Source organism: Clostridium sp. CTA-1 (genome assembly GCF_054768215.1).
On record NZ_BAAAAP010000003.1, the window covers coordinates 14,725 to 39,584 of the forward strand.

Below are 24,860 nucleotides of genomic sequence, written 5' to 3' on the forward strand. Positions count from 1 at the left end.
TAAATAATTTTATTTAGATCAGTTGCCCTCAAAAAGTATAAATATTAATAAATGAGGAGGGTTAAGAATGTTAGAAATAGAAAAGCCAAAAATAGAATGTGTTGAAAATGCTGAAGATGGTTCTTATGGTAAATTTGTCATTGAACCATTAGAAAGAGGTTATGGAATAACTCTTGGTAATGCTTTGAGAAGAATTCTTTTATCATCATTACCTGGAGTTGCTGCAGACCATATAAAAATTGATAGTGTTCTTCATGAGTTTTCAACAGTACAAGGTGTAAAAGAGGATGTTACAGAATTAATTCTTAACATCAAATGTTTAGCACTTACTATGAATGGAGAGGGTCCAAAAACTATATATATAGATGAAGTTGGACCTAAAGAAGTTACAGCAGCTGATATCAAAACAGACGGAGATGTTGAAGTAATAAACAAAGATTTACATATAGCAACCCTTGACGAAAATGGTAAAATGTATATGGAAATCAACGTTAATCGTGGTAGGGGCTATGTAACTCAAAATAAAAACAAAACTAAGGATATGTCAATAGGAAGTATAGCAGTGGATTCAATTTATACACCTGTTAAAAGAGTTAACTTTTCCGTTGAAAATACTAGAGTTGGCCAAATAACAGACTATGATAAATTGACTATAGAAGTTTGGACTAATGGAACTATAAGACCAGAAGAAGCTGTAAGTTTATCAGCTAAAATTCTTATAGAGCACTTTAAGTTATTTATGACTTTAACTGATCATGCAGATGATATGGAAATCATGGTTGAAAAAGAAGAAGATAAGAAAGAAAAGGTTCTAGAAATGACAATTGAAGAGCTAGATCTTTCAGTAAGAAGTTATAACTGCTTAAAGAGAGCTGGAATAAATACAGTTCAAGAACTATGCGAAAGAAGCATGGATGATATGATGAAAGTTAGAAACCTTGGTAAAAAGTCCTTAGAAGAAGTAGAACAAAAGTTAGAAGCTTTAGGATTAGGTTTAAGAAAAAGTGAAGATTAGTAAAGTTAATATAGGCAGTTTAAGGTAAGGAGGTATAGGAGAGATGGCAGGATATCGTAAATTAGGTCGTCCAACTGATCAACGTAAAGCAATGCTTAGAAATCTTGTAACTAGTTTTTTAAAGCATGGTAAAATAGAAACTACAGAAACTAGAGCTAAAGAAACTAGAAGTATTGCTGAAAAAATGATAACCCTTGCAAAGAGAGGAGATCTTCATGCAAGAAGACAAGTACTTTCTTTTGTAACAGAAGAAGCAGTAGTACAAAGACTATTTGAAGAAATAGCTCCTAAGTATGCTGAAAGAAATGGTGGATACACAAGAATATATAAAGTTGGCCCAAGAAGAGGCGACGGAGCTGAAGTAGTTATACTAGAATTAGTATAATTGTTTGGGGATTAAGTATAAAGTTAACTTAGTCCCCATTTTGCTATAATATAAACTTTAATTTATAGCTTCATATTTGAGGTGTTTGGTATGAATGAGATGATTAAATGTAATAATGTTACATATAAGTATGAATCTAATAAAGAGGATGAAAATACTCAAAAAATTGCATTAGATAATGTTAATTTAACTATAAAAAAAGGTGATTTTGTAGTTATTTTAGGTAGAAATGGATCAGGCAAGTCAACTATAGCTAAGCACATGAATTCTCTTTTAATACCTTCAGAAGGTAAAGTGTATGTAGACAATTTGGATACTGGAAATTTGGAAAACACATGGAATATAAGAAATAAAGCTGGAATGGTTTTTCAAAATCCAGATAATCAAATTGTAGCTACTATAGTAGAAGAGGATGTAGCCTTTGGACCAGAAAATTTAGGAATTCCTCAACAGGAAATAAGATCTAGGGTAGATGAGTCACTTAAGAAGGTAAATATGTATGACTATAGAAGACATGCACCGCATTTACTATCTGGAGGACAAAAGCAAAGAGTAGCCATTGCTGGTGTATTAGCTATGAGACCAGAATGTATTATATTTGATGAACCTACAGCTATGTTAGATCCTTCAGGAAGATTAGAAGTAGTTAATACCATTAAGGAAGTAAATAAAAAATATGGTATAACAATAGTTCTTATAACTCATTTTATGGAGGAAGCAGTAGAAGCAGATAAAGTTATAGTAATGGATTCTGCTAAAGTAATAAAAGAAGGAACTCCTAAGGAAATATTTAAAGAAGTAGAAATGATGAAAGAAATAGGGTTAGATGTACCTCAAATGACAGAAATAGCCTATTATTTGAGACAGCACAATGTGGAAATACCATCAGATATATTAACTATAGATGAAATGGTGGATGAATTATGTCAATTAAAATAGAAAATTTAACACATGTATATATGGAAGGAACACCTTTCGAGAAGAAGGCAATAGATAATATAAATATAACCATAGAAGATGGAGAATTTGTTGCTTTAATTGGGCATACCGGTTCAGGTAAGTCTACATTAATTCAGCATATAAATGGGTTGCTAAAACCTAAATCAGGAAATATTATAATAGATAATGTAAATATAGCAGATAAAGGGGTAAAATTAAGTTCTATAAGAAAAAAAGTTGGACTTGTATTTCAATACCCTGAGTATCAACTATTTGAAGAAACCATAGAGAAAGATATTGCTTTTGGACCTATTAATTTAGGCTTAAATCAAGAAGAAATTTTAAATAGAGTAAAAAGAGCAATGAATATAGTAGGATTAGATTATGAAGTCTATAAGGATAAATCTCCATTTGAATTAAGTGGAGGTCAAAAGAGAAGAGTAGCTATAGCAGGAGTAGTAGCTATGGAACCTAAAATATTAATATTAGATGAACCTACAGCGGGTTTGGACCCTAAAGCTAGAGATGATATATATAGTAAAATTCAAGCATTAAGAAAAGAATATAATATGACTATAATTCTTGTTTCACATAGCATGGAGGATGTTGCTAAGTTTGCGGATAAAATATTAGTTATGCATAAAGGAAAATGTGTACTACAAGGAAAGCCTTGTGAAGTATTTAAAGAGATCGATGCTCTTGAAAGTATAGGATTAGCAGCACCAGAAGTTACCTATTTAGTACAAAAATTAAGAAAAAAAGGTTTTAATTTGCCAGATAATATTTATACTATAGAAAAAGCTAAAAAAGAATTATTAAAATCACTTAAAAGTGAGGGAATTATTAAATGATAAAGGATATAACAATAGGACAATATATACCAGGAGATTCTTTTGTGCATAAGTTAGATCCAAGAGTTAAGATAATTATATCCCTTATATATATAATTGACCTTTTTATAGTTAATAATTTTAAAGGCTATATATTTATAGTGCTATTTACTTTAGTAGCTATATTAATTTCTCAAATAAAATTTAAATATATATATAAGGGACTGAAACCTATACTTATATTAGTGATAATAACAGCTATTTTAAACCTGTTTTTAACACCAGGAGATACATTATTATTTAAGTGGAAGTTTATTACTATATATAAGGAAGGGGTAAGATTAGCTATATTTATGGTCCTAAGATTAGTATTTTTAATAATAGGAACATCATTATTAACGCTAACAACATCGCCTATAGAACTTACAGATGGAATAGAAAAATTACTAAATCCATTAAGAAAAATAGGAGTTCCAGCTCATGAGCTTGCTATGATGATGACTATAGCTTTAAGATTTATACCAACACTTATGGATGAAACTGATAAAATTATGAAAGCACAAATGGCTAGAGGTGCAGATTTTGAGTCAGGTAATCTAATACAAAGGGCTAAAAATTTAATACCACTACTAGTCCCACTTTTTATTAGTTCATTTAGACGAGCAGATGAACTAGCTATGGCTATGGAAGCAAGATGCTATAGGGGAGGAGAGGGAAGAACTAGGATGAAAGAACTTTCCTTTTCTTCAAGAGATTATGTAGCAACAGCATTTACTTTGATTTTAGTTATACTATCTATTTGGAGCAGGATGTGGACTTAGTGAAAAATATAAAGTTAAAACTTGAATATGATGGAACAAATTATTGTGGATGGCAAAAACAAAAAAATGAAAAATTTATTACATTACAAGGTACGTTAGAGAAGGTTATAAGTAATATAACTAAAGAAAAAGTAGAAATTACAGGAGCAAGTAGAACTGATTCAGGGGTTCACGCTAAAGGATATATGTGTAATTTTTTTACTAATTCTAGAATACCGCCTGAAAATTTGCAAAGAGTAATTAATAATAATTTACCACCAGATATAGTAGTTTTAAGTTCAGAAGAAGTTAGTAGTGAATTTCATTCTAGATTTTGTAGTAAGGGCAAAACTTATGAATATACAATTTTAAATAAATCTGAACCTATAGCTATAGGAAGAAATTATGTTTTCCATTTTAAATATAAACTTGATATAGATAAAATGAAAATAGCATCAAAATATTTTATAGGAACACATGATTTTTCTGCATTTCAAACAAAAGGAAGTAGTGTGAAAACCTCAGTGAGAACCATAAGTAAATTTGAAATAAATAAAAGCGGTGATCTTATAAAGTTTATAATTACAGGTGATGGTTTTCTTTATAACATGGTAAGAATAATAGTAGGTACATTGATAGAAATTGGATTAAATAAAAGAGAACCAGAATATATAGAGTATGTTATAAAATCAAAAGACAGAAGGAAAGCAGGTAAATGTGTGCCTTCATCTGGGCTGTGTTTAAAGGAAGTATTTTATTAATACTATTGACACACCGGGCAGATTGTATTATAATAACTTTGTTTGTATAGTATAATAGATTCACTAGCCCCGGATCTTTATATAGAAGAACGTTTTATGTAAAATAGTTAGGGAGGGAAAATGATGAAATCATATATAGCTAAACCACATGAAGTTGAAAGAAAATGGTATATAGTGGACGCTGCTGGTAAGCCATTAGGAAGAGTAGCTAGCCAAGTTGCATCAATATTAAGAGGTAAACATAAACCTACATATACACCACATGTTGATACAGGTGATAATGTAATAGTTATAAATGTTGAAAAAGTGGTATTAACAGGTAAAAAATTAGATCAAAAATTATTAAGACATCATTCATTATATCCAGGTGGATTAAAGGAAATACCATACAGAGAAGCAATAGCTAAAAAACCTGAGTTCGTATTTGAAGAAGCAGTTAGAAGAATGCTTCCAAGCGGAGTTTTAGGAAGAAAAATGTTAAAGAAATTAAAGGCTTATAAAGGAGCAGAACACAATCAAGAAGCTCAAAAACCAGAAGTATTAGAATTAAGATACTAATTGCAGGCTGAAGGGAGGATAAAAAATGGCTAAAGTACAGTATTTTGGAACTGGAAGAAGAAAAAAATCAGTAGCAAGAGTAAGACTTGTAGCTGGAGATGGAAAAGTAATAATAAATAACAGAGATATAGAAAACTATTTTCCAATAGAAACATTAAGAGTAATAGTTAACCAACCATTAGTGTTAACAGAAACAAAGGACAAATATGATGTATTAGTAAATGTTCACGGCGGTGGATTTACAGGTCAAGCAGGAGCAGTAAGACATGGTATATCTAGAGCTCTTGTAAAAGCTGATGAAAATATGAAACCATCATTAAAGAAAGCAGGTTTCTTAACAAGAGATCCAAGAATGAAAGAAAGAAAGAAATATGGATTAAAGAAAGCAAGAAGATCTCCACAATTCTCAAAGAGATAATATGGAATCAAGAGGAAAGACTATATTTTGTCTTTCCTTTTTTATTACATAAAATTACATTAAAATAAGATTTTATTATCCACAGGATTTTTTATAACAATAAGAGTGATTTAAACTCATTTAATATTTAATTCCATTATTAATATAAATATTAAAATTGAAAATAAAGATGAAAAACAAATATAATTTTTAATATAGAAAAGTTTTCTATGTTAATTCTATGTTAAAACTATTTTAAATTATCTTAATATCTACTATAATAATAAGGTATGGGATGACAATATTTAAATTAGGAGGACAAATATGAATGTATTTGCTATGTTAACAGGTCTTATTGGTGGGTTAGGTTTATTCATCTATGGCATGAACTTAATGGGAGATGGATTGCAAAATGTAGCAGGAGAAAAAGTAAAGGTTTTTTTTGAAAAAGTAACTTCTAACCCTGTAAAAGGTGTATTAACAGGCGTAGTAGTAACAGGCGTAATTCAAAGTAGTAGTGCTACTACAGTTATGGTTGTTGGATTTGTAAATGCAGGTTTAATGACTTTAACACAAGCAGCAGGGGTTATTATGGGAGCTAATATAGGGACTACAGTTACAGGACAACTAGTAGCTTTTAATGTTACTGCTGGAGCTCCATTATTTGTAGGTGTAGGAACTGCAATAGTTTTATTTGCTAAAAAGAAAAAGACTAAAGAAATAGGTAATATAATACTAGGTTTTGGTATATTATTCATGGGAATGGAAATAATGAAAGAAGCTATGGCTCCATTAGGGCAAAGCGAAGCCTTTAAAAGTTTAGCTTTATCATTATCACATAATGTATTTTTAGGAATAGTTGTAGGTATGGGAATGACAGCTATAGTTCAAAGTTCCTCTGCTACTATAGGTATATTAATAGCTTTATCAAGTAATGGGGTACTTCCATTATCAGCAGCATTACCAATATTATTTGGAGATAACATTGGTACTTGCGTAACAGCATTATTAGCTAGTATTGGTGCATCTAAAAATGCAAGAAAAGCAGCTTTATTTCATTTAACTTTTAATGTTATAGGAACAGTAATATTTGCATTTATTTTAGTTCCATTAACTCCTTTTGTTAGAGTAGTTACTAACCTAACTCCAGGAGATGTAGGAAGACAAATTGCTAATGCACATACCATATTTAATTTAGTTAACACATTTATACAAATATGGTTTATAAAATATATTGTTGCATTTGTTAATAAGATGATACCGGGCAGTGATCCATATGAAAAGATGGCTCCTAAGTACATAGACGAAAGATTATTAGAAAATCCTACAATAGCTATCAATCAAACCATAAAAGAAGTGGTAAGAATGGCGAATAAAGCTAAAGAAAATTTGCAATTATCCATAGATGCATTTGAAAAAAATGATTTAGAATTAGTAAGTAAAGTATATGAAAATGAAAAACTTATAAATATACTAAACAAGAGTATAACTACATATTTGGTTAAATTGAATAACTTAAAATTATCTGATAAACAGTTAAATTTAGTAGGTTCTATGTTTCATGTGGTAAATGATATAGAAAGAATAGGAGACCATGCGGAAAACATAATAGATTTAACTAGTGAAAAAATAGAAAAAAGGATTCAATTTTCAGATGATGCTACATATGATATAAAACATTTATTTAATTATACATTAGATTCTTTAACAAGAACTATTGAAGGTTTTGAAAGTAACGATGTGGAAAGATCTCAAAGTGTTATGTATGTTGAAGAAAAAATAGATAATTTAGAAGAACAGTTAAGAGAAACTAATATAAGAAGATTAAACAAGGGAACTTGTAATGCCAATGCTAGTGCTATATTTTTAGATATTATAAACAATTTTGAAAGAGTTGGAGATCATTGTACAAATATAGCACAAACTGTTATAAACAGATAATATATAATAATTCAATTAAAAAGTTACATTAAAAATATTAGTTTAAGGTTAACATTAGATTGTAAAAAACTCTGCCTAATTAGGTGGAGTTTTTTATGATAATAATTAATAATTTAAAATGAAATTTTTACACTTCTATTTAGAGATATTGAAATAATTTTTTATAAGCTTAATATAAAACTATATTAATCCTATTATAAATTTCAATCATATAGCATAATATTAAATGAAATACTAATATATAAGGAGGAAACTTTGAAGATTTATAATAAGAAATTAGTATTAGCAACCCTTATAATATTTATAAGTCTTGGTTTTATAATAAGGATTAATGCTTTTAGCAGCTTAAATGGTATTAAAGAAAAAAAGATTATTCTTATAGATCCAGGTCATGGTGGAATGGATGGAGGAGCAGTAGCTAGAGATGGTACTTTAGAGAAGGAAATAAATTTAGAGATAAGTAAAATATTAAAGAAAAATCTTAAAAAAGAAGGTTATAAGGTTGTAATGACAAGAGAAGATGATAGCGGTCTATATTCAGAAGATAAAGGACAAAGAGTTAGACAGAAAAAAATAGAGGACTTGAATAAAAGATGTGAACTTAAAAAAACTAGTGAGTGTGACATGTTTATAAGCATACATTTAAATATGTTTGATCAAAGACAATATTATGGGGCTCAAGTATGGTATTCAAATAATGAGGATAGTAAAAGATTTGCACATATACTACAAAATAATTTAAGGAAAGAATTAGACGAAAACAATAAAAGAAAAGAAAAAGCAGCAAAAAATAGTTATAAAATATTAAGGAATAATGATGAAATGCCTTCAGTTATTGTAGAATGTGGTTTTTTATCTAATTCTATGGAATTAGATAAATTGAAAAGTACCGATTATCAAAAGAAGATATCAAAAGCTATAGTTAAATCGGTAGATGATTATTTCAATGATAAAGAGTAAAAATAGGCTCATATATTTCCAAGGAAATATATGAGCCTATTTTTATAAATATTCCTGTAAATTGATGTAGAAAAGAGCATATAATTAAACTATAATATTCATAAGTACGTGTTTTAAAATATTGTATTTTGGAGGATAAAATGAGGGAAATATCAGTAAATACTATAAAAAAAGTAGTGAAAAAATTATGTATAGAAGCTAATTATTATTTGCCTAAAGATGTAAGTGACAAAATAGTACAATGTAGAGAAGAAGAAACTTGGAATATATCTAGAGAAGTTTTACAAACTATAGAAGAAAATATACATATAGCTAAAGAAGAAAATATACCTTTATGCCAGGATACGGGTATGGCATGTATATTTATTGAAATAGGGCAAGATGTTCATATAATTGGAGGGTCTCTACAAGATTCTATTAATGAAGGTATAGCAGAAGGGTACAAGGAAGGATATTTAAGAAAATCTGTAGTTAGTGACCCTATAGAAAGAATAAATACAGGAGATAATACTCCAGCAGTAATATATTATAATATAGTTCAAGGGGATAAAATAAAAATAACCGTAGCTCCAAAGGGATTTGGATCAGAAAATATGAGTAAGATAGCTATGTTAAAACCAGCAGATGGATTAGAAGGTATAAAAAATTTTATTTTAGATGTGGTTAAAGAAGCAGGCCCTAATCCATGTCCACCTATAGTTGTAGGAGTTGGCATAGGAGGAACTTTTGACAAATGTGCTTATTTGTCTAAAAAGGCACTTTTAAGACCTATAGATTCAAGAAATAAAAATAAATTTTATAAGGATTTAGAGGAAGAATTGTTAGAAAAAATTAATAGTTTAGGTATAGGGCCTCAAGGTTTTGGTGGAAAAACTACAGCATTGGCAGTTAATATAGAAACTTTCCCAACTCATATAGCAGGTTTACCAGTAGCAGTAAATGTAAGCTGTCATGTTACTAGACATAAAGAGGAAATAATATAAAAATTATAGTTTATATTATATTGTTTATATATTCTATGTATAAAATAAGTAAATATAAGTCCCTTTAGTATATTCTAAGGGAGATATAAAGAGCAGGTGATTTTAATGAAAATAAAAATAAATACTCCATTAACTGAGGATAAAATCAAAGGCTTAAAAGCAGGAGATATGGTCTTAATTACAGGTACAATATATACAGCTAGAGATGCAGCACATAAAAGATTAGTTAGTGCTTTAGAAGAAGGGAAGAATTTACCCTTCGAAGTGAAAAATTCAATAATATATTATGTTGGGCCTACTCCAGCTAAGCCTGGTATGGAAATAGGAGTAGCAGGACCAACTACAAGTTATAGGATGGATACATATACGCCCAAACTATTGAATTTAGGATTAAAAGGTATGATAGGTAAAGGTAAAAGGTCTAAACAGGTTATAGAATCTATAGTAAAAAATAAAGCAGTGTATTTTGGAGCAATAGGTGGAGCAGCAGCTTTAATATCTAAAAGTATAAAAAAATCAGAAGTTATAGCTTATGAAGACTTAGATTCAGAAGCTATTAGAAAGTTAGAAGTAGAAAATTTACCCGTTACTGTTATAATAGATTCTAAAGGAAATAATTTATATGAAGCCGGGGTAGAAAATTATTTAAAAAGTTTATAATAGTATAGAAATTTAAAGATTAATAATATTAAATATTTACTTTTCAAATATAGAATAGAGGGGAATGTAATGAGAAAAGACAATAAATTTGGAAAGGGTTTTTGGAGTAAATTCTCAACAAAGACTAAATTAAGTATATTTATAATATTATCTATAGTAGCTATATTTAGTATTTATTACAATAATTTAAAACAATCTCAAAATAATAATATTAATAAAAACACAGAGAATAACACTTCTATAAAATTAGAAAGTAAAGATAAAAAAAATAATAAAGATAGTAAAAGTAAAATTAATAAAGAATTAGAGGAAAAATGTGAAAAAGGTAAGAAACTATTTTTTGATAAAAAATATGATGAAGCTATAAAAGTTCAAGATGAAGTTATAAAAGAAGACAGTAATTTTTATAAGGCATATAACATAAAAGGGATAGCATTATGTTATAGTGGAAATTTTGAAGAAGGTATGAAAAATATAGATAAATCATTAGATATAAATCCTGATTATGGATATGCTAGGTTTAATAAAGCTTTAGCTTATGAATTATATGAAAGGTTTGACGAAGCTTTAAAATGGTATGATAAAGCTTTAGACATAGAAAAATATGAATGGAGTTATTATGGCAAAGCAAGTATTTATGGAAGAAGAGGGGACGTAAAGAATACAGTTGAATGCTTGAAAAAAGCTATAGAGATTTCTCCAGGAGTAAAAGAAGAAGCTAAACATGAAGAAGATTTTGAACCAGTAAAAAATTCCGAGGAATTTAAAGCTTTAATAAAATAGTCTGAACTTTTAATAGTTAAATTAAGTATTATTTAAAATTTTATTAGTATAAAGATATAGTTGGGTTTAAAAATTAATAAATTTAAAATTTATTTTAAGTGTTTTTATAAAAAACTTATTATTTAATAGAACATAATGTAGTATGTCTCAAAATAAAATAGATTTAATTTTAACACCGCAAAGATAAAAAATAAATTTCATAAATTAATTCATTTCGCTAGAGTTAGAACTATTAAAGCTTATTACAGGCATTTTTTATCTTTACTATATTAAGATTAAATCTATTTTGAGAAAGCTCACTTTTATGATAAGAATGCTATTTATAAATTTCCGGGTTTATATTATACTTTTTACATTTTAGAGACACTGTTCTGTGAGTTATACCTAAGGCTTTACCTGCCTTATTAAAACTTTTATATTTTTTCATAGCTAAATTAATGATTTCTTTTTCATATTCTTCTAGTGTTTTTAAGTTGTCTTCATTTATAGTAAAGTTATAACTATCATCAAAAGAGTTATTGGATATATAAAAGGGTAAATCTTTAACAGTTATTATGGATTTATCACACATATTCATAGCCCTTTCCACGATGTTTTCTAATTCACGGATATTTCCAGGCCAATCGTATTGTTGTAGTTTTAAAAGAGCGCCCTTATTTATACCTGCTATGTTTTTATTAAGTTTAGGATTAATTTTATTTATAAAGTGTTCTACCAAAAGATTTATATCTTGCTTTCTATGACGAAGAGGTGGCAAAGATATATTTAAAACATTTAGTCTGTAATAAAGATCTTCTCTGAAGGTATTATCTTTAATCATATCTTCTAAATTCCTATTAGTAGCAGCAATTATTCTAACATCTACCTTTTGAGTTTTAATTCCTCCCACACTTTCAAACTCTTTTTCTTGAAGAACTCTTAATAGTTTTACTTGCATGGAAATAGGTAGATCACCTATTTCATCTAAAAAAATTGTACCTCCATCTGCAATATTAAATTTACCAGGTTTCTTTTTTATGGCCCCTGTAAAGGCTCCCTTTTCAAAACCAAAAAGTTCACTTTCTAAAAGATTTTCCGGTATGGCTGCGCAGTTTACTCTAACAAAAGGTTTATTTTTTCTAGAACTATTATCATGTATAGCATTAGCTATGATTTCTTTGCCGGTACCACTTTCCCCTCTAACAAGAACAGTAGAAGTTGATTTAGAGGCTTTTTCTGCTATAGATAAACAATCTTTTAGAGAGCTATTCCAGCCTATTATAGACTTAAAGGAAGAACTTAAGGGTAGATGTCGGGTTAATTCATTTTTATAGTACATAAGTTTCTCTTCAGATTCTGTTAGTTTTAATGTCAGATCTCTTAACTCATCTACAGTTTTCGATATAGAGATTACACCTTTAAATTCATTATCAATAAAAATAGGTTCTATAGTAGATATAATATTTATATTATCTTTATTATAGATTACATTTTCCTTTGGCTTTTTAGTATTAAATACTTCCATTATAAGACTGTTTGGTGAAGACTCTTTTATATCTTTACCAATAATGTCTTTAGAATTTATAGAAAAATGTTTTTTGTAAGAAGGATTAACATATATTATTTTACCGTTCTCATCTACAAAACAAATTAAGTCGTGGGAAGCTTCTAATATTTTTTTGAATTTTTCGTTTAACTCTTTTATGCCTACAAGCTCAGAAATATCCTGAAATACACTTATAGCACCTAAAATTTTATCGTTAAAATATATAGGAGATCTATTAGTTATCAATATTCTATTGTCCATGTATTGGGTTTTACCTTTATGATAGCATTTATTTTTAATTATATCAGGTAACTCAGAACTTGGTATTATATCCTTGATATTTTTACCTAATATATCTTTTAAAGAATAACCTATAATTTTTAAAGAATAGTCATTAGCCATAGTAATTTTACTATTTTTATCTATTACTAATATGCCTATAGGAATATTAGTAAATATTTGATCATAGGCTATAGTATTTTCTTCTATAATATCATCTAGCTTTGATGTAGGGTTTTCCTTTGATATATCATAATTAATAAAATCACATAATTCTAAAACTGCACTTTCAGCTTTAGAAGAAGTACTATTACAGGATATTTCTATTATTTCATGTTTCTTTATTTTTAAAGAAATCAAAGCTAACATACTAATAGCTAAAGGTTCTCTAGAATCCATTCTTTTTATATAGAGGTCTAGGCCATATTTGTTTTTTATTTCTGTGGCTTTATGAACTATCATAGCAGCTATTCTTGTATGTATGCCATTATTAATAGGAACTACTATATTGTTTTTATACATGAAAACATCTCCTTGATAAAAAATATCAAAAAATATTATAATATGCTAAAAAATATCAACTTATTAACACTATAATTATATACTWTAAAATATAATAAATATACAGCTGTTTAAGTTGATAAAAAATATCAATGATTTTATGAATATCTAAAAAATATAAAAAAGAGCATACTATAATTGATAGTATATTAGAAATAATTATGAAGAATACACAAAAAATTTATATTTTTATGGCATGGTTTTTGCTAATTAAATTATTATATGGTTATATTTTAAATAAAAAAATTATATGTATTGGTTATTAATAAGGAGGAAAAATGATGAAAAAAGGTATAGCTGCTTCAAAGGGATATGCTATAGGAAAGATTTTTATTAAGGAAGACATAAATATAGAAGTTGTAGAAAAGAGTATAGATGACACAGAGAAAGAAAAAGAAAGATTTAAAAGTGCCTTAAGCAATACCAGAGAGCAACTTGAAAGAATAAAGGATAAGGCCCAAAAGGAAGTAGGAGCAGAAAAAGCAGCAGTTTTTGATAGTCATATTATGTTATTAGATGATCCAGAATTTGCTGGAGCTGTAGAAATGAATATAGAATCTAATAAAGTTAATTCAGAAAAAGCACTTCAAGAAGTAATTGATATGTATAGTTCTATATTTGCTTCTATGGAAGACGAATACATGAGAGAAAGAGGAGCAGACATAAAGGACGTAGGTAAGAGAATAATGCTAAATATTATGGGGAAATCGGTAAATAGTATGGACGATTTAGATAAAGATACCATAATAGTAGCCCAAGATTTAACTCCATCTGATACTGCTCAATTAGATAAAGACAAAGTAATAGCTTTTTTAACTAATATAGGTGGAAGGACTTCTCATAGTGCTATAATGGCTAGAACATTAGAAATACCAGCTATAGTTGGTATGAAAGATATAACTGAATCTGTTAAGAATGATGATGTAGTAATAGTTGATGGAACTGAAGGTGTAGTAATAATAAATCCAGATAAAGAAACTATAGAAGAGTATGAAAAAAGTAAAGAATCTTTCTTAAGAGAAAAAGAAGAATTAAAGAAACTTATAAATGTTGAAACAGTTACTAAAGCAGGAAAAAGAGTAGAAGTTTGTGGAAATATAGGAAAACCTCAAGATGTTCATCAAGTATTAGAAAATGGAGGAGAAGGTGTAGGCCTTTTTAGAACAGAATTTTTATATATGGATAGAGATAATATGCCATCAGAAGATGAACAATTTGAATCTTATAAATATGCAGTAGAAAAAATGGAAGGAAAACCTGTAGTTATAAGAACTTTAGATATAGGTGGAGATAAAAAACTTCCATATTTAGAAATGCCAGAAGAGATGAATCCTTTCTTAGGATATAGAGCTATAAGATTATGCCTTGACAGAAAAGAGCTATTTAAAGTTCAATTAAGAGCATTACTTAGAGCATCAGCTTTTGGAAATTTAAAAATAATGTTTCCAATGATATCATCTTTATCTGAATTTAAGGCTGCTAAAGAATTGTTAAAAGAATGTATGAATGAGTTAAAAGCAGAGGGAAAAGAATTTAATGAAAATCTAGAAACCGGTATAATGGTAGAAATACCAGCAGCTGCTATATGTGCAGATGAACTTGCTAAACATGTAGATTTCTTTAGTATAGGTACTAATGATTTAATACAATATACATTAGCTGCAGATAGAATGAATGAAAAAATATCATATCTTTATGATCCAATGCATCCAGCAGTATTAAGATTAATAAAGATGACTATAGATGCAGCACACAAAGAAGGAAAATGGTGTGGAATGTGCGGAGAAATGGCTGGAGATGAAAATGCTATAGCAACTCTTGTAGAATATGGATTAGATGAGTATTCTATGAGTGCATCTTCTATCTTAACAGCCAAAAAAATAATTATGAATTCTTAATAAAAAAAACTTCATGTTAACTTTATGTTTTCATGGAGTTTTTTTTTACACAACTGATATTTTTAGATATAATTAGATATATATCTATATTTTTTTATGGAGGGGATAATATGTTAAAAAATAAGAAGATAGGACTAATACTAATTACCCTAATAATTTTTAGTTTTTCAATAGGATGTACTAAGGAGAATAAATCCTCAGTTGAAAATACTAAGCAAGAAGAACAAAAGGTAGAATCTAATAATAATAATGATAAAGAAGAGAAAGATAAGAAAGATAATACTGAAACTAAAAATGAAGAAAAAAAAGATGAAAAAAAAGATGAAAAAGAGGTTTCAGAAAAAACAAAGTTTTCTAAGATAGAAAAACAAGAGATAGTAGATAAAAAATTTCAAGGGGAAAATAATACTGAATGGAAAGAGAGTGAGCAAAAAAAATACTCAGCTATTGTAGAAGGTAAAGGGAATAATGGGGAAGAAGAAGGCATAGGCAAAATCTATTTAAAAGAAAACAATACTAATAAATTATGGTTGTTAAAAATCAATGAAATAAAAGATCAAAAGAGCCCTAAATTTTTATATTGGGTAGATAATGAAAATTTATTAGTTATTATTGGTCATGGCTATGGAACAGTTTCTAAAGGTGGAAATTTATATTGTATAAATGTAAAGAAGGATACTATTACTCCAGTATATGAAGCAAAAGATGATAAACATGAAGTAGTATCTGTAGAAAAGGTAAAGGATAATTCAGGAGAAAGAAGCTTAATATTAACATTAAATGTATATGAAGATGATAATTTTATTAAATCACATAAAGAAAAAATTACTATTTCTAATGATAAAGTAAAAGAATTTATTAAATAAGAACTATAGCTAAGAGAGGAAATTCAAATGAATAATGAAGCTAAATCTAGAAAAATATACGCTAAGGCTTTAGACAATTTTAATAATGGAAATATAGATAAGGCTCTAGATTTGTGTGAAAAAAGTATATCAATGGATTTAAAAAATAATTCTGCCATAAATTTGAAGGGGTTATTGTATTATTTAAAAGGTGATTTAATAAGTTGTAAAAATTTATGGAAAATGAATTATCATACAAATAAAGATGCGGTATCTTATAAATATTTACAAGATGCCAAATTAGATGAACAATTTTTAAAAAAATATGCAAATGCTATATCATTAATTAAAAATAATGATATAGAAGGAGCTAAAGATTTATTAAAGCAATGTGAAAAAACGGATTTTAATCGTATAAATGTATGTAATAATTTAGCTATGTGTTATATTAAATTAGGTAAATATAATAATGCTTTAGAATATTATCAAAAGGCTTTATCTATAGATAAGAATAATGATATATCTATAAATATAAAAAAGGAATTATATAAAAAGGGTCTAATAAAAAAGCACAAAGGTAAAAAAATATTAATATCGATATTAGTTATTAGCATTGTATCTTTGGCTTCTATATATTTATTTAATAAATTTAATAAACCAAAAAATATTGGTGAAATAAAAAATAATAAAATAACATCAAAAGAAAATAAAAATAATTCCAATATACCTAAAAAAGAAGAAGTAAAAAAAGCAGAGACAAAAAAACAAGAAATAAAAAAGGAAGAAAAAATAGATATACAAAATTTAAATAATTATATAGAAAAGAAAAATTACATTCAATTATATAATATATATTCAAATTATAAAAATAAAAATTTGGATGTTAATAGCAAAAGTGCATTAGTAAAAGCAGAAAAACTGTTAAAAGAAGAAGGTATAGAATATTTTTATAATACTGCTATGGTAAATGCTAATAATAAAAAATATAAAGAAAGTAATGATTTTCTCTTAAAAGCATATAGTTTAGGTAATGTGAATTATTTATACCCACATATAATATATTTATTAGCTACAAATTATGAAGTATTAAATAATATAAGTGAAGCTATAAGATATTATGAAATATATGTTAATAGCTTTGTGAAAAGTGATTATGGAGACTTGGTATTATACAAACTTGCAACATTAAATGAAAAAATAGATGATGTTAAATCTAAGAACTATGCTAAAAAGTTATCACAAATATACCCTCAGTCTATGTACAATAATTCTAATATAAAGAGAATTATAAATAACAACTAATATTTTAGAATATTTTATTTATAATGTAAAACAATAATATTAGTATTAATGTTGTTTTACAGGAGAGAATAAAGATGATAACAATTATAAAAAATGGATATGTATATTCCCCTAAATTTTTAGGGAAAAAAGATGTTTTAATAGTTTCTAGCAATATAGAAGGGGTATATGATAACTTAGATATACCAAAGGAATTTGGTGAAATAAAAGTTATAGATGCTAAGGAAAATATAGTTATACCAGGATTTATAGATTCTCACGTTCATTTAATAGGTGGCGGTGGTGAGGGTGGATTTAGCACTAGAACACCTGAAATACAATTATCACATATAATAAGTTCTGGTATAACTACTGTAGTAGGTTGCTTAGGAACAGATGGTATATGTAGAAGTATGGAATCATTACTAGCTAAAGCTAAGGGATTAGAAGAAGAGGGTATAACTACATACATATACACTGGATCATATAGTATACCAGTTAATAATATAACAGGCTGTTCAAAGTCTGATATTATGCTAATAGATAAGGTTATAGGTGTAGGCGAAATAGCTTTGTCGGATCATAGATCTTCCCAACCTAGTTATGAGGATTTTGTAAAAATTTGTGCAGAGGGAAGAGTAGGTGGTTTATTAGCTAATAAGCCTGGAATCATTCATGTTCACATTGGTAGTGGCAAAAGAGGAATAGATTACTTGTTTAAAGTAATAAAAGATACAGAAATACCTGCATCTCAAATTATACCTACTCATATGGGGAGAAATGAAGATTTATTTAATCAGGGGATAGAATATATGAAAAAAGGTGGAGTTATAGATTTAACAACAAGTTCCGATCCTAATTTTTTAGAAGAAGGAGAAATAAAAGCTAGTTCAGGATTTAAAAGAATATTAGATAGTGGTTTAGATCCAGAAAGAGTTCACTTTTCTTCAGATGGACAGGGAAGTTTGCCTATATTTAATAAAAAAAGAGAGTATGTAGGTTTAGGTATAGGTTCAGTGCAATCATTATATAGAGAATTTAAAGATTGTGTTATAAAAGAAAAAATAGAAATAGAAGATGCATTAAAAGTAGTTACATCAAATGTAGCAGATCATTTGAAGCTAAATAATAAGGGATATATAGAAAAAGAAAAAGATGCAGATATAGTAATATTAGATAAGGAAAATTTAGATATATTACATGTTATTTGCAAAGGTAAACACTTAGTTAAAGATGGCAAAGTTTTAAAGAAAGGTACGTTTGAAGGATAAATAATAATTTTTTATAATACATTTTAAAACTATTGACTAATATAGGGCTATATATTAAAATATAAATAAACACATACCCTATTAGGGTATATCGGAGGGTGATTAATTATGGTTAAAGAAATAAATGAAAACGTATTTGGTGAAGAAGTATTAAATTCAGAGGTTCCTGTAGTAGTAGATTTTTGGGCAACATGGTGCGGACCTTGTAAAATGCTTGCCCCTGTAGTGGAAGAAATATCTCAAGAATTAGGACAAAAAGTAAAATTTGTTAAAGTTAATGTAGATGAAAATCCAGTTATATCAACACAATATAAAATAGCTAGTATACCAACGCTTATGACATTTAAAGCAGGTAAAGCAGTAGAAACATTAGTTGGATTTAGACCAAAAGAAGCTATAAAATCAGCAGTAGAAAAGCATATTTAATATAAAATAAATTGAGAATAACATTAATGTTATTCTCAATTTTACATTTTTTAGGAGGAGATATTATGGGGAAAAGATATGATATAGCTATAATAGGTAGTGGGCCCGCAGGGTTGGAAGCAGCAATAAATGCTAAAATAAGAAATAAGGACATAATAATATTTGGTAATAAGGAGTTAAGTTCAAAACTTGTAAAAGCTCCTAAAATAAATAATTATCTTGGTTTTTATAATGTTTCAGGTAATGAATTAAAAGATAAGTTTGTAGATCATATAGATAAAATGGGAATAGAAATAACTTTTGAGAGAATAAATAATGTTTATGCTATGGGAGAATATTTTGCTCTAATGGTCAATGAAAAAATGTATGAAGCTAAAACAGTTATATTATCTACTGGGGTAGAGTATGGCAAAGCATTAAAAGGTGAAGAGGAATTTTTAGGTAAAGGTGTAGGATATTGTGCTACTTGTGATGCGCCACTTTATAAAAATAAAACAGTTGCTATAATAGGGTATAATAAAGAAGCTGAGGAAGAAGCTAATTTTGTAAGTGAATTAGCATCAAAACTTTATTACATTCCTATGTATAGATCAGATTATGAATTAAGTGAAAAAGTAGAAGTTATTAATGATAAACCTGTAGAAATAGTAGGAGAACAACATGTGAAAAAATTAATTCTTAAAGGTTCACAAATAGAAGCAGATGGTATTTTTGTTTTAAAAGATAGTGTATCTCCTTCACAATTAGTACCAGGTTTAGAAATGGAAGATGAACATATAAAAGTTGATAGAAAAATGCAAACTAATATATCAGGATGCTTTGCTGCGGGGGATTGTACTGGAAAACCATATCAATATATAAAGTCTGCAGGAGAAGGCCAAATTGCAGCATTAAGCGCGGTTTCTTATTTAGATAAACAGAGTTCTTAGCTTTAGAGGGAGTTTTTACTCCCACTAGAGCTTAGAAATCGTTATCCAGGGACGTAGCCGCTCTTTACTCCCACTTTGAAGAAGATGGGAGTATTAGAGCGGGTAGTCATCGGATAAAATTAATTCATAGACAAAAATAATAGGGAGCTTTTTATTATATTCAAATAAAATTTGCACCTAACTAAGTATAAATATATTTTACAAATCAATAAAATAGGATTTAGCACATAATTCGAATTTTGTTTATGTACTAAATCCTTTTGATTTTTTTATAAAATATAAAGGATTTAATTTTTAATTAGTTTTAAAAAATACATGATTACCTATTATTTTTTTATTATTTTTAGACACATTGTTCATCCAATTACAGGTAGATATTTTAGGGTTATAAAAATAAAGAGCGTTATTTGTAGGATCTTTTCCTTTTAAAGCCTGTTCTACTGCTTCAAAACTTGTTTTGTCTGGTATTTTGGATATTGATCCATTTTTATTTAAACAAGAAAAGGCATTTTTTTGTTTTATAACACTATCTACAGTTTTAGGAAAACCAGGTGTTACAGTTCTGTTTAAAATCACAGAAGCTACTGCTATTTTACCTTCAAAAGGTTCAGATTCACTTTCAGCTTGAACTACTTGAGCCATTAAGTATATATCATCTTTTGTAAGATATATTTTTTTATTTGTATAGTTTATAACCTGAACATCTTCAGAGTTATCAATATTGTAATTATGCGTACAAGAAAAAGCAGCTATGGATTTATTCCAAGATGAACTAAAAATAATTATAGTTAAAACTATAATTACATTCAATAAAAAATATTTTTTCATTTTCTCACTCCTTTTGCCTACGAGGTTAGCTGACGGGTTCGGAAAAGGTATAACCTACGTAATTTTACGATTCACCCCAAAATTTGGTTTCCCCGTGTTTTAATAAACTTAGGCTAATAGTAGTATAACCCCAAATTATTTTTTAATACTTAAAAAAATATAAAAAAAATAATAAAATTATTTTAACTATGATATAAAAATAATTTAATAGTGTATAATTGAGATATATAGTTATTTTAAGGGGTGACTTATAATTGGAATTTTTGGATATGATAGTTAATTCTATAAAAAATATTAGTTTATATTCTATATTAGATATATTAGTAGTATCATATATTTTTTATAAAAGTTATGTGTTAATAAAAGAAACTAGAGCAGAACAATTATTAAAAGGTATAATACTTATAATAATATTAATACCCATAAGTAGTTTGTTACATCTAACTATGTTAAGTTGGATATTAACAAAAACACTAACTATAGGGGTATTATCTTTTGTTATAATTTTTCAGCCAGAAATACGAAGAGCTCTTGAACATATAGGAAGAAGCGCATTTACGGACAAACATTTGCTACAGGATGAAGAAATAATGGGTAAAGTCATAGATAGTATTATAGTAGCAGTAGATAATCTTTCAAAAAGTAGGACAGGAGCATTAATAGTTATTGAACAATTTACTGGATTAGGAGAAATAATAAATACAGGAACTAAATTAGATGCTATGGTATCATCAGCACTATTAGAAAATATATTTGTTGTAAATACTCCATTACATGATGGAGCTACAATTATAAGAAATGATAGAATAATATCTGCAGGATGTTTTCTACCCTTAACCCAAAATACAGACATAAATAAAAAATTAGGCACGAGGCATAGAGCCGCTATAGGTATATCAGAGAATTCAGATTCTATAACTATAGTAGTGTCTGAAGAAACAGGAATGATTTCTTTAGCTGTTAATGGGCAATTAACAAGAGGATATGATAAAGAAAAATTAAAGGATATTATGATAAAAATCATAAAAAAAGGCTTTGATGAAGACAGTACTTTTAGGGGGCAGGTGGTAGAATGGGCAAAAAAAGTAAAACAGAAAATATAATAGTGAAAATTTGTTGTATAATAGCTTCTTTTGCTTTGTGGTTATATATATTTAATATAGAAAATCCAATAAAAGAACAAAAAATAACAGTTCCCGTTAATATAGTAAATAAGGAAAGTATGAATGAACTTGAATTAGCTTTGATGCCAAAAGAGGTTAATACAGTTACATTGATAATAAAAGGAAATGTAAAAGACATTTATTCCGTAAAAGCAGAAGACTTTAAAGTAGAAGCAGACTTAAATTCTTTTGGGCTAAAGAAAGGTGAAAATAAAATACCTGTTAAGGTAAAGAAAAGTCCTGGTAGCATTAAGATAGTAAATGAGGAAAATTTATGGACTAAAATTACTTTAGATAAGTTAAAATCTAACACAGTACCAATTAAAATAAAAGTAACAGGTACTCCTAAAGATGGATATGCAGCTTTAAATCCAATCATAAAGGAAGAAACAGCTACTATCTATGGGACAGAGACTTATATTAACAAAGTAAAAGAGGTAGTAGGAAAGTGTAACATAGATGGAAAATCTTCAGAAATAAAAACTAATATATCCCTTCAAGCAAAAACATATGACGGAGATATAATAAATGAGGTTTCAGTAGAACCATCCAAAGTGTATGTAAAGATACCTTTAACAAGAATTAAAAGAGTACCAGTAAATATGAGACTTAGTGAAGATATATCAAATAATAAAAATATAGAATCTATAACGCCATTACAAAGTGAAGTTGAAATTTCCGGAGAAGAAGAAGTTATACAAAATATAAAATATATAGATACAGAGATGATAAATATTAATTCTATAAAAATAGGACAGGAAAATATAGAAAGTAATTTAGTAGTACCAAAAGGAGCTATACTAGTAAGCGGTAATAATACTATAAAACTTAAAGTTAAATTTAAAGTTATAGAAGACAAAAAGGAAGATGAAAAGAATAAAGATAAAGATAAAGAAGAAAATAAAGAAGATAAAATAATTGAGAAGAAGGCTACAAAAGATATTAACATTATAAATGAGCCTAAGGATAAAGAAGTTTTATTGAGCCAATCTAATGTAACTATAAACATGAAAGGCAATAAAGATGTTATAGATAAGATAAATGTAGATAATATAAAGTGCTATGTAGATTTAAAAAATGTTAATTTAGGAGAAAATATAATAAAAGTTATTGTAGATATGGGAGATAATAAAATAGATTATAGTGTTAATTTAGATAGTATAAAAGTAACAGTAAAGGAAAAACAGGAGGAATAGCATGCCATTAAGAATTAATAATGTGACTTTAGAAATAGATGAAGATTTAAGTTTATTAAGAAATAAAGTTTGTGAAAAATTAAATATATCTTCAAAGTATATAAAAGACTTTAAAATATTAAGAGAATCAATAGATGCTAGAAGAAATTCTATAAAGTTTAATTATTCGGTTGAAGTGTTCTGTGAAGATGAGAAAAGAATAATGAAAAATATAAAAGATAAAAGTATAACTTTTCAAGATGCTGAATATGAAGAAAAAATAGTATTTGGAACTAAAAAGATGAAGGAAAGACCAGTTATAGTAGGTATGGGACCAGCAGGCATGTTTGCCGGTCTTATGCTAGCTAAAAATGGATACAGGCCTATAGTTATAGAAAGAGGAGAAGCTATAGAAGAAAGAAGTAAAACCGTAGAGAGATTTTGGAACACAGGAGTTTTAAATATAGAATCTAATGTACAATTTGGAGAAGGGGGGGCAGGTACTTTTTCTGATGGAAAGTTAACTACTAGAATAAAGGATAAAAGATGCTCTTTTATATTAGAAGAAATGGTTAAAGCAGGAGCTCCCAAGGAAATAATATATTCTGGTAAACCTCATATTGGAACAGATATATTAAAAAATGTAGTTAAAAATATAAGGAATACTATAAATTCTCTAGGAGGAGAAATAAGATTTAATAGTAAATTAGAAAATGTAATAATTGAAGATGGAAAGGTAAATGCTATTATAGTAAATAAAGAAGAGATTCCTTGTGAAAATTTAATATTAGCTATAGGGCATAGTTCTAGAGATACTTATGAAATGCTTTATAAAAACAATATTTTTATGGAAAGTAAGGCTTTTGCCATAGGAGTTAGAGTAGAGCATCTAAGGGAAATGATAGATAAAAATCAATATGGAAAATATGCAGGTCATCCTAGACTTAAAGCGGCAGATTATAGATTAACTTATACAACTAAAAATAGTAATAGATCAGTGTATAGTTTTTGTATGTGTCCTGGCGGTGAGGTAGTTGCGGCAGCTTCTGAAGAGGGCCTGTTAGTTACCAATGGTATGAGCTATTATTCAAGAGACAAAGATAACTCAAATTCAGCTATAGTTGTATCTGTAACACCTGAAGACTTTGAAGGGAACACACCTTTAAAGGGAATGGAGTTCCAAAGACGCTATGAAAGACTAGCTTATAAATTAGGTGGAGAAAATTATAATGCTCCAGTACAGTTGGTAGAAGATTTTTTAAAGGATAAAAATTCATCTAAATTAGGAGCAGTAAAACCATCCTACAAACCAGGATATGAATTTAAGAATATATCAGAATGTTTACCAAATTATGTAGTAGATTCATTAAAAGAAGGTTTTTCTAGCTTTGATAATAAAATAAAAGGATTTGCTAGCAATGATGCTATTTTAACAGGAATAGAAACTAGAACATCAGCTCCAGTGAGAATTACTAGAAATGAAAATTTAGAAAGCATATCTTTGAAAGGGTTATATCCAGCGGGAGAAGGTGCTGGATATGCGGGAGGCATAATCTCTGCAGCGGTAGATGGAGTGAAGGTTGCTGAAAATATAATAAAGACATATAGTTCGTTAAAATAAAAACTTTTAAAAAAATATTGCGTTGTTCATAAATTTTGATAAAATA

24 protein-coding genes and 1 riboswitch are annotated in these 24,860 nt (G+C 27.8%); of the genes, 22 read left to right on the forward strand and 2 right to left on the reverse strand.

Features of this window, described 5'->3' with window-relative positions; all coding sequences use genetic code 11:
* Window positions 1–67 precede the first annotated feature (67 nt).
* The 13 genes from ACYUEW_RS02945 (at window position 68) to ACYUEW_RS03005 (ending at window position 11,012) form a co-directional block, all read left to right on the forward strand.
* Window positions 68–1,015, forward strand: a complete 948-nt coding sequence (locus ACYUEW_RS02945; RefSeq protein WP_043032597.1) for a DNA-directed RNA polymerase subunit alpha — start codon at window positions 68–70, stop codon at window positions 1,013–1,015.
* Window positions 1,016–1,058: 43 nt separating this feature from the next.
* Window positions 1,059–1,400, forward strand: coding sequence for a 50S ribosomal protein L17 (rplQ, locus tag ACYUEW_RS02950; RefSeq protein WP_003482958.1), 342 nt, complete (start codon window positions 1,059–1,061; stop codon window positions 1,398–1,400).
* Window positions 1,401–1,490: 90 nt separating this feature from the next.
* Window positions 1,491–2,339, forward strand: a complete 849-nt coding sequence (locus tag ACYUEW_RS02955) for an energy-coupling factor transporter ATPase (RefSeq protein ID WP_030037230.1) — start codon at window positions 1,491–1,493, stop codon at window positions 2,337–2,339.
* Window positions 2,324–3,190, forward strand: a complete 867-nt coding sequence (locus tag ACYUEW_RS02960) for an energy-coupling factor transporter ATPase (RefSeq protein ID WP_003482962.1) — start codon at window positions 2,324–2,326, stop codon at window positions 3,188–3,190. The genes ACYUEW_RS02955 and ACYUEW_RS02960 overlap by 16 nt, the downstream gene beginning before the upstream one ends.
* Window positions 3,187–3,990, forward strand: coding sequence for an energy-coupling factor transporter transmembrane component T family protein (locus ACYUEW_RS02965; protein ID WP_003482964.1), 804 nt, complete (start codon window positions 3,187–3,189; stop codon window positions 3,988–3,990). The genes ACYUEW_RS02960 and ACYUEW_RS02965 overlap by 4 nt, the downstream gene beginning before the upstream one ends.
* Window positions 3,990–4,730 (forward strand): tRNA pseudouridine(38-40) synthase TruA, encoded by a 741-nt coding sequence (truA, locus tag ACYUEW_RS02970; RefSeq protein ID WP_003482967.1) that lies wholly within the window; start codon window positions 3,990–3,992, stop codon window positions 4,728–4,730. The genes ACYUEW_RS02965 and truA overlap by 1 nt, the downstream gene beginning before the upstream one ends.
* Before the next feature lie 123 nt (window positions 4,731–4,853).
* Window positions 4,854–5,288, forward strand: a complete 435-nt coding sequence (gene rplM / locus ACYUEW_RS02975) for a 50S ribosomal protein L13 (RefSeq protein WP_030037224.1) — start codon at window positions 4,854–4,856, stop codon at window positions 5,286–5,288.
* A 25-nt stretch (window positions 5,289–5,313) separates the two neighbouring features.
* A complete protein-coding gene (gene rpsI / locus ACYUEW_RS02980; RefSeq protein WP_003482971.1) occupies window positions 5,314–5,706 on the forward strand; it encodes a 30S ribosomal protein S9 in 393 nt (130 codons plus the stop codon).
* A gap of 303 nt (window positions 5,707–6,009) precedes the next feature.
* Window positions 6,010–7,626 (forward strand): Na/Pi cotransporter family protein, encoded by a 1,617-nt coding sequence (locus ACYUEW_RS02985; RefSeq protein WP_003482973.1) that lies wholly within the window; start codon window positions 6,010–6,012, stop codon window positions 7,624–7,626.
* 255 nt (window positions 7,627–7,881) lie between these two features.
* Window positions 7,882–8,586, forward strand: coding sequence for an N-acetylmuramoyl-L-alanine amidase CwlD (gene cwlD / locus ACYUEW_RS02990; protein WP_043032596.1), 705 nt, complete (start codon window positions 7,882–7,884; stop codon window positions 8,584–8,586).
* A gap of 140 nt (window positions 8,587–8,726) precedes the next feature.
* Window positions 8,727–9,569 (forward strand): fumarate hydratase, encoded by an 843-nt coding sequence (locus tag ACYUEW_RS02995; RefSeq protein WP_043032595.1) that lies wholly within the window; start codon window positions 8,727–8,729, stop codon window positions 9,567–9,569.
* Between the two features lie 105 nt (window positions 9,570–9,674).
* Window positions 9,675–10,229: a Fe-S-containing hydro-lyase gene (locus tag ACYUEW_RS03000; RefSeq protein ID WP_460276203.1), complete on the forward strand. Its 555-nt coding sequence runs from the start codon at window positions 9,675–9,677 to the stop codon at window positions 10,227–10,229.
* A gap of 69 nt (window positions 10,230–10,298) precedes the next feature.
* The gene (locus ACYUEW_RS03005) at window positions 10,299–11,012 is read left to right on the forward strand and encodes a tetratricopeptide repeat protein (RefSeq protein WP_043032594.1); all 714 of its coding nucleotides are present in this window, start codon (window positions 10,299–10,301) and stop codon (window positions 11,010–11,012) included.
* A gap of 316 nt (window positions 11,013–11,328) precedes the next feature.
* On the opposite strand, the gene ACYUEW_RS03010 is transcribed toward ACYUEW_RS03005, so the two are convergent.
* Window positions 11,329–13,338 (reverse strand): sigma 54-interacting transcriptional regulator, encoded by a 2,010-nt coding sequence (locus ACYUEW_RS03010; RefSeq protein ID WP_003482982.1) that lies wholly within the window; start codon window positions 13,336–13,338, stop codon window positions 11,329–11,331.
* A 317-nt stretch (window positions 13,339–13,655) separates the two neighbouring features.
* Between ACYUEW_RS03010 and ptsP the strand changes: the two genes are divergently transcribed.
* The 6 genes from ptsP (at window position 13,656) to ACYUEW_RS03040 (ending at window position 20,027) form a co-directional block, all read left to right on the forward strand.
* Entirely contained in the window at window positions 13,656–15,275 is a 1,620-nt protein-coding gene (ptsP, locus tag ACYUEW_RS03015) for a phosphoenolpyruvate--protein phosphotransferase (RefSeq protein ID WP_080333665.1), read from the forward strand.
* 110 nt (window positions 15,276–15,385) lie between these two features.
* Window positions 15,386–16,141, forward strand: coding sequence for a DUF4652 domain-containing protein (locus tag ACYUEW_RS03020; RefSeq protein WP_460276204.1), 756 nt, complete (start codon window positions 15,386–15,388; stop codon window positions 16,139–16,141).
* Window positions 16,142–16,168: 27 nt separating this feature from the next.
* Window positions 16,169–17,422 (forward strand): tetratricopeptide repeat protein, encoded by a 1,254-nt coding sequence (locus ACYUEW_RS03025; RefSeq protein ID WP_191596567.1) that lies wholly within the window; start codon window positions 16,169–16,171, stop codon window positions 17,420–17,422.
* Window positions 17,423–17,496: 74 nt separating this feature from the next.
* On the forward strand, window positions 17,497–18,672 hold the full coding sequence (gene iadA, locus ACYUEW_RS03030; protein ID WP_043032591.1) for a beta-aspartyl-peptidase: 1,176 nt from the start codon (window positions 17,497–17,499) through the stop codon (window positions 18,670–18,672).
* A 108-nt stretch (window positions 18,673–18,780) separates the two neighbouring features.
* The gene (trxA, locus tag ACYUEW_RS03035; protein WP_003482989.1) at window positions 18,781–19,098 is read left to right on the forward strand and encodes a thioredoxin; all 318 of its coding nucleotides are present in this window, start codon (window positions 18,781–18,783) and stop codon (window positions 19,096–19,098) included.
* A 65-nt stretch (window positions 19,099–19,163) separates the two neighbouring features.
* Window positions 19,164–20,027 (forward strand): NAD(P)/FAD-dependent oxidoreductase, encoded by an 864-nt coding sequence (locus ACYUEW_RS03040; RefSeq protein WP_042384099.1) that lies wholly within the window; start codon window positions 19,164–19,166, stop codon window positions 20,025–20,027.
* Between the two features lie 294 nt (window positions 20,028–20,321).
* On the opposite strand, the gene ACYUEW_RS03045 is transcribed toward ACYUEW_RS03040, so the two are convergent.
* Window positions 20,322–20,855, reverse strand: coding sequence for a cell wall hydrolase (locus tag ACYUEW_RS03045; RefSeq protein WP_003482991.1), 534 nt, complete (start codon window positions 20,853–20,855; stop codon window positions 20,322–20,324).
* A riboswitch (cyclic di-AMP (ydaO/yuaA leader) is annotated at window positions 20,854–20,980 on the reverse strand. Its footprint overlaps the gene before it by 2 nt.
* Before the next feature lie 129 nt (window positions 20,981–21,109).
* On the opposite strand from ACYUEW_RS03045, the gene cdaA reads away from it, so the two are divergent.
* Genes cdaA through ACYUEW_RS03060 form a run of 3 tightly spaced genes read left to right on the forward strand, consistent with a single transcriptional unit; the run spans window position 21,110 to window position 24,814 of the window.
* On the forward strand, window positions 21,110–21,958 hold the full coding sequence (gene cdaA / locus ACYUEW_RS03050; RefSeq protein ID WP_043032590.1) for a diadenylate cyclase CdaA: 849 nt from the start codon (window positions 21,110–21,112) through the stop codon (window positions 21,956–21,958).
* Window positions 21,928–23,214, forward strand: a complete 1,287-nt coding sequence (locus ACYUEW_RS03055) for a CdaR family protein (RefSeq protein ID WP_043032589.1) — start codon at window positions 21,928–21,930, stop codon at window positions 23,212–23,214. Before cdaA ends, ACYUEW_RS03055 begins: the two co-directional genes overlap by 31 nt.
* Before the next feature lies 1 nt (window position 23,215).
* The gene (locus tag ACYUEW_RS03060; RefSeq protein ID WP_003482997.1) at window positions 23,216–24,814 is read left to right on the forward strand and encodes an NAD(P)/FAD-dependent oxidoreductase; all 1,599 of its coding nucleotides are present in this window, start codon (window positions 23,216–23,218) and stop codon (window positions 24,812–24,814) included.
* Window positions 24,815–24,860: the final 46 nt, after the last annotated feature.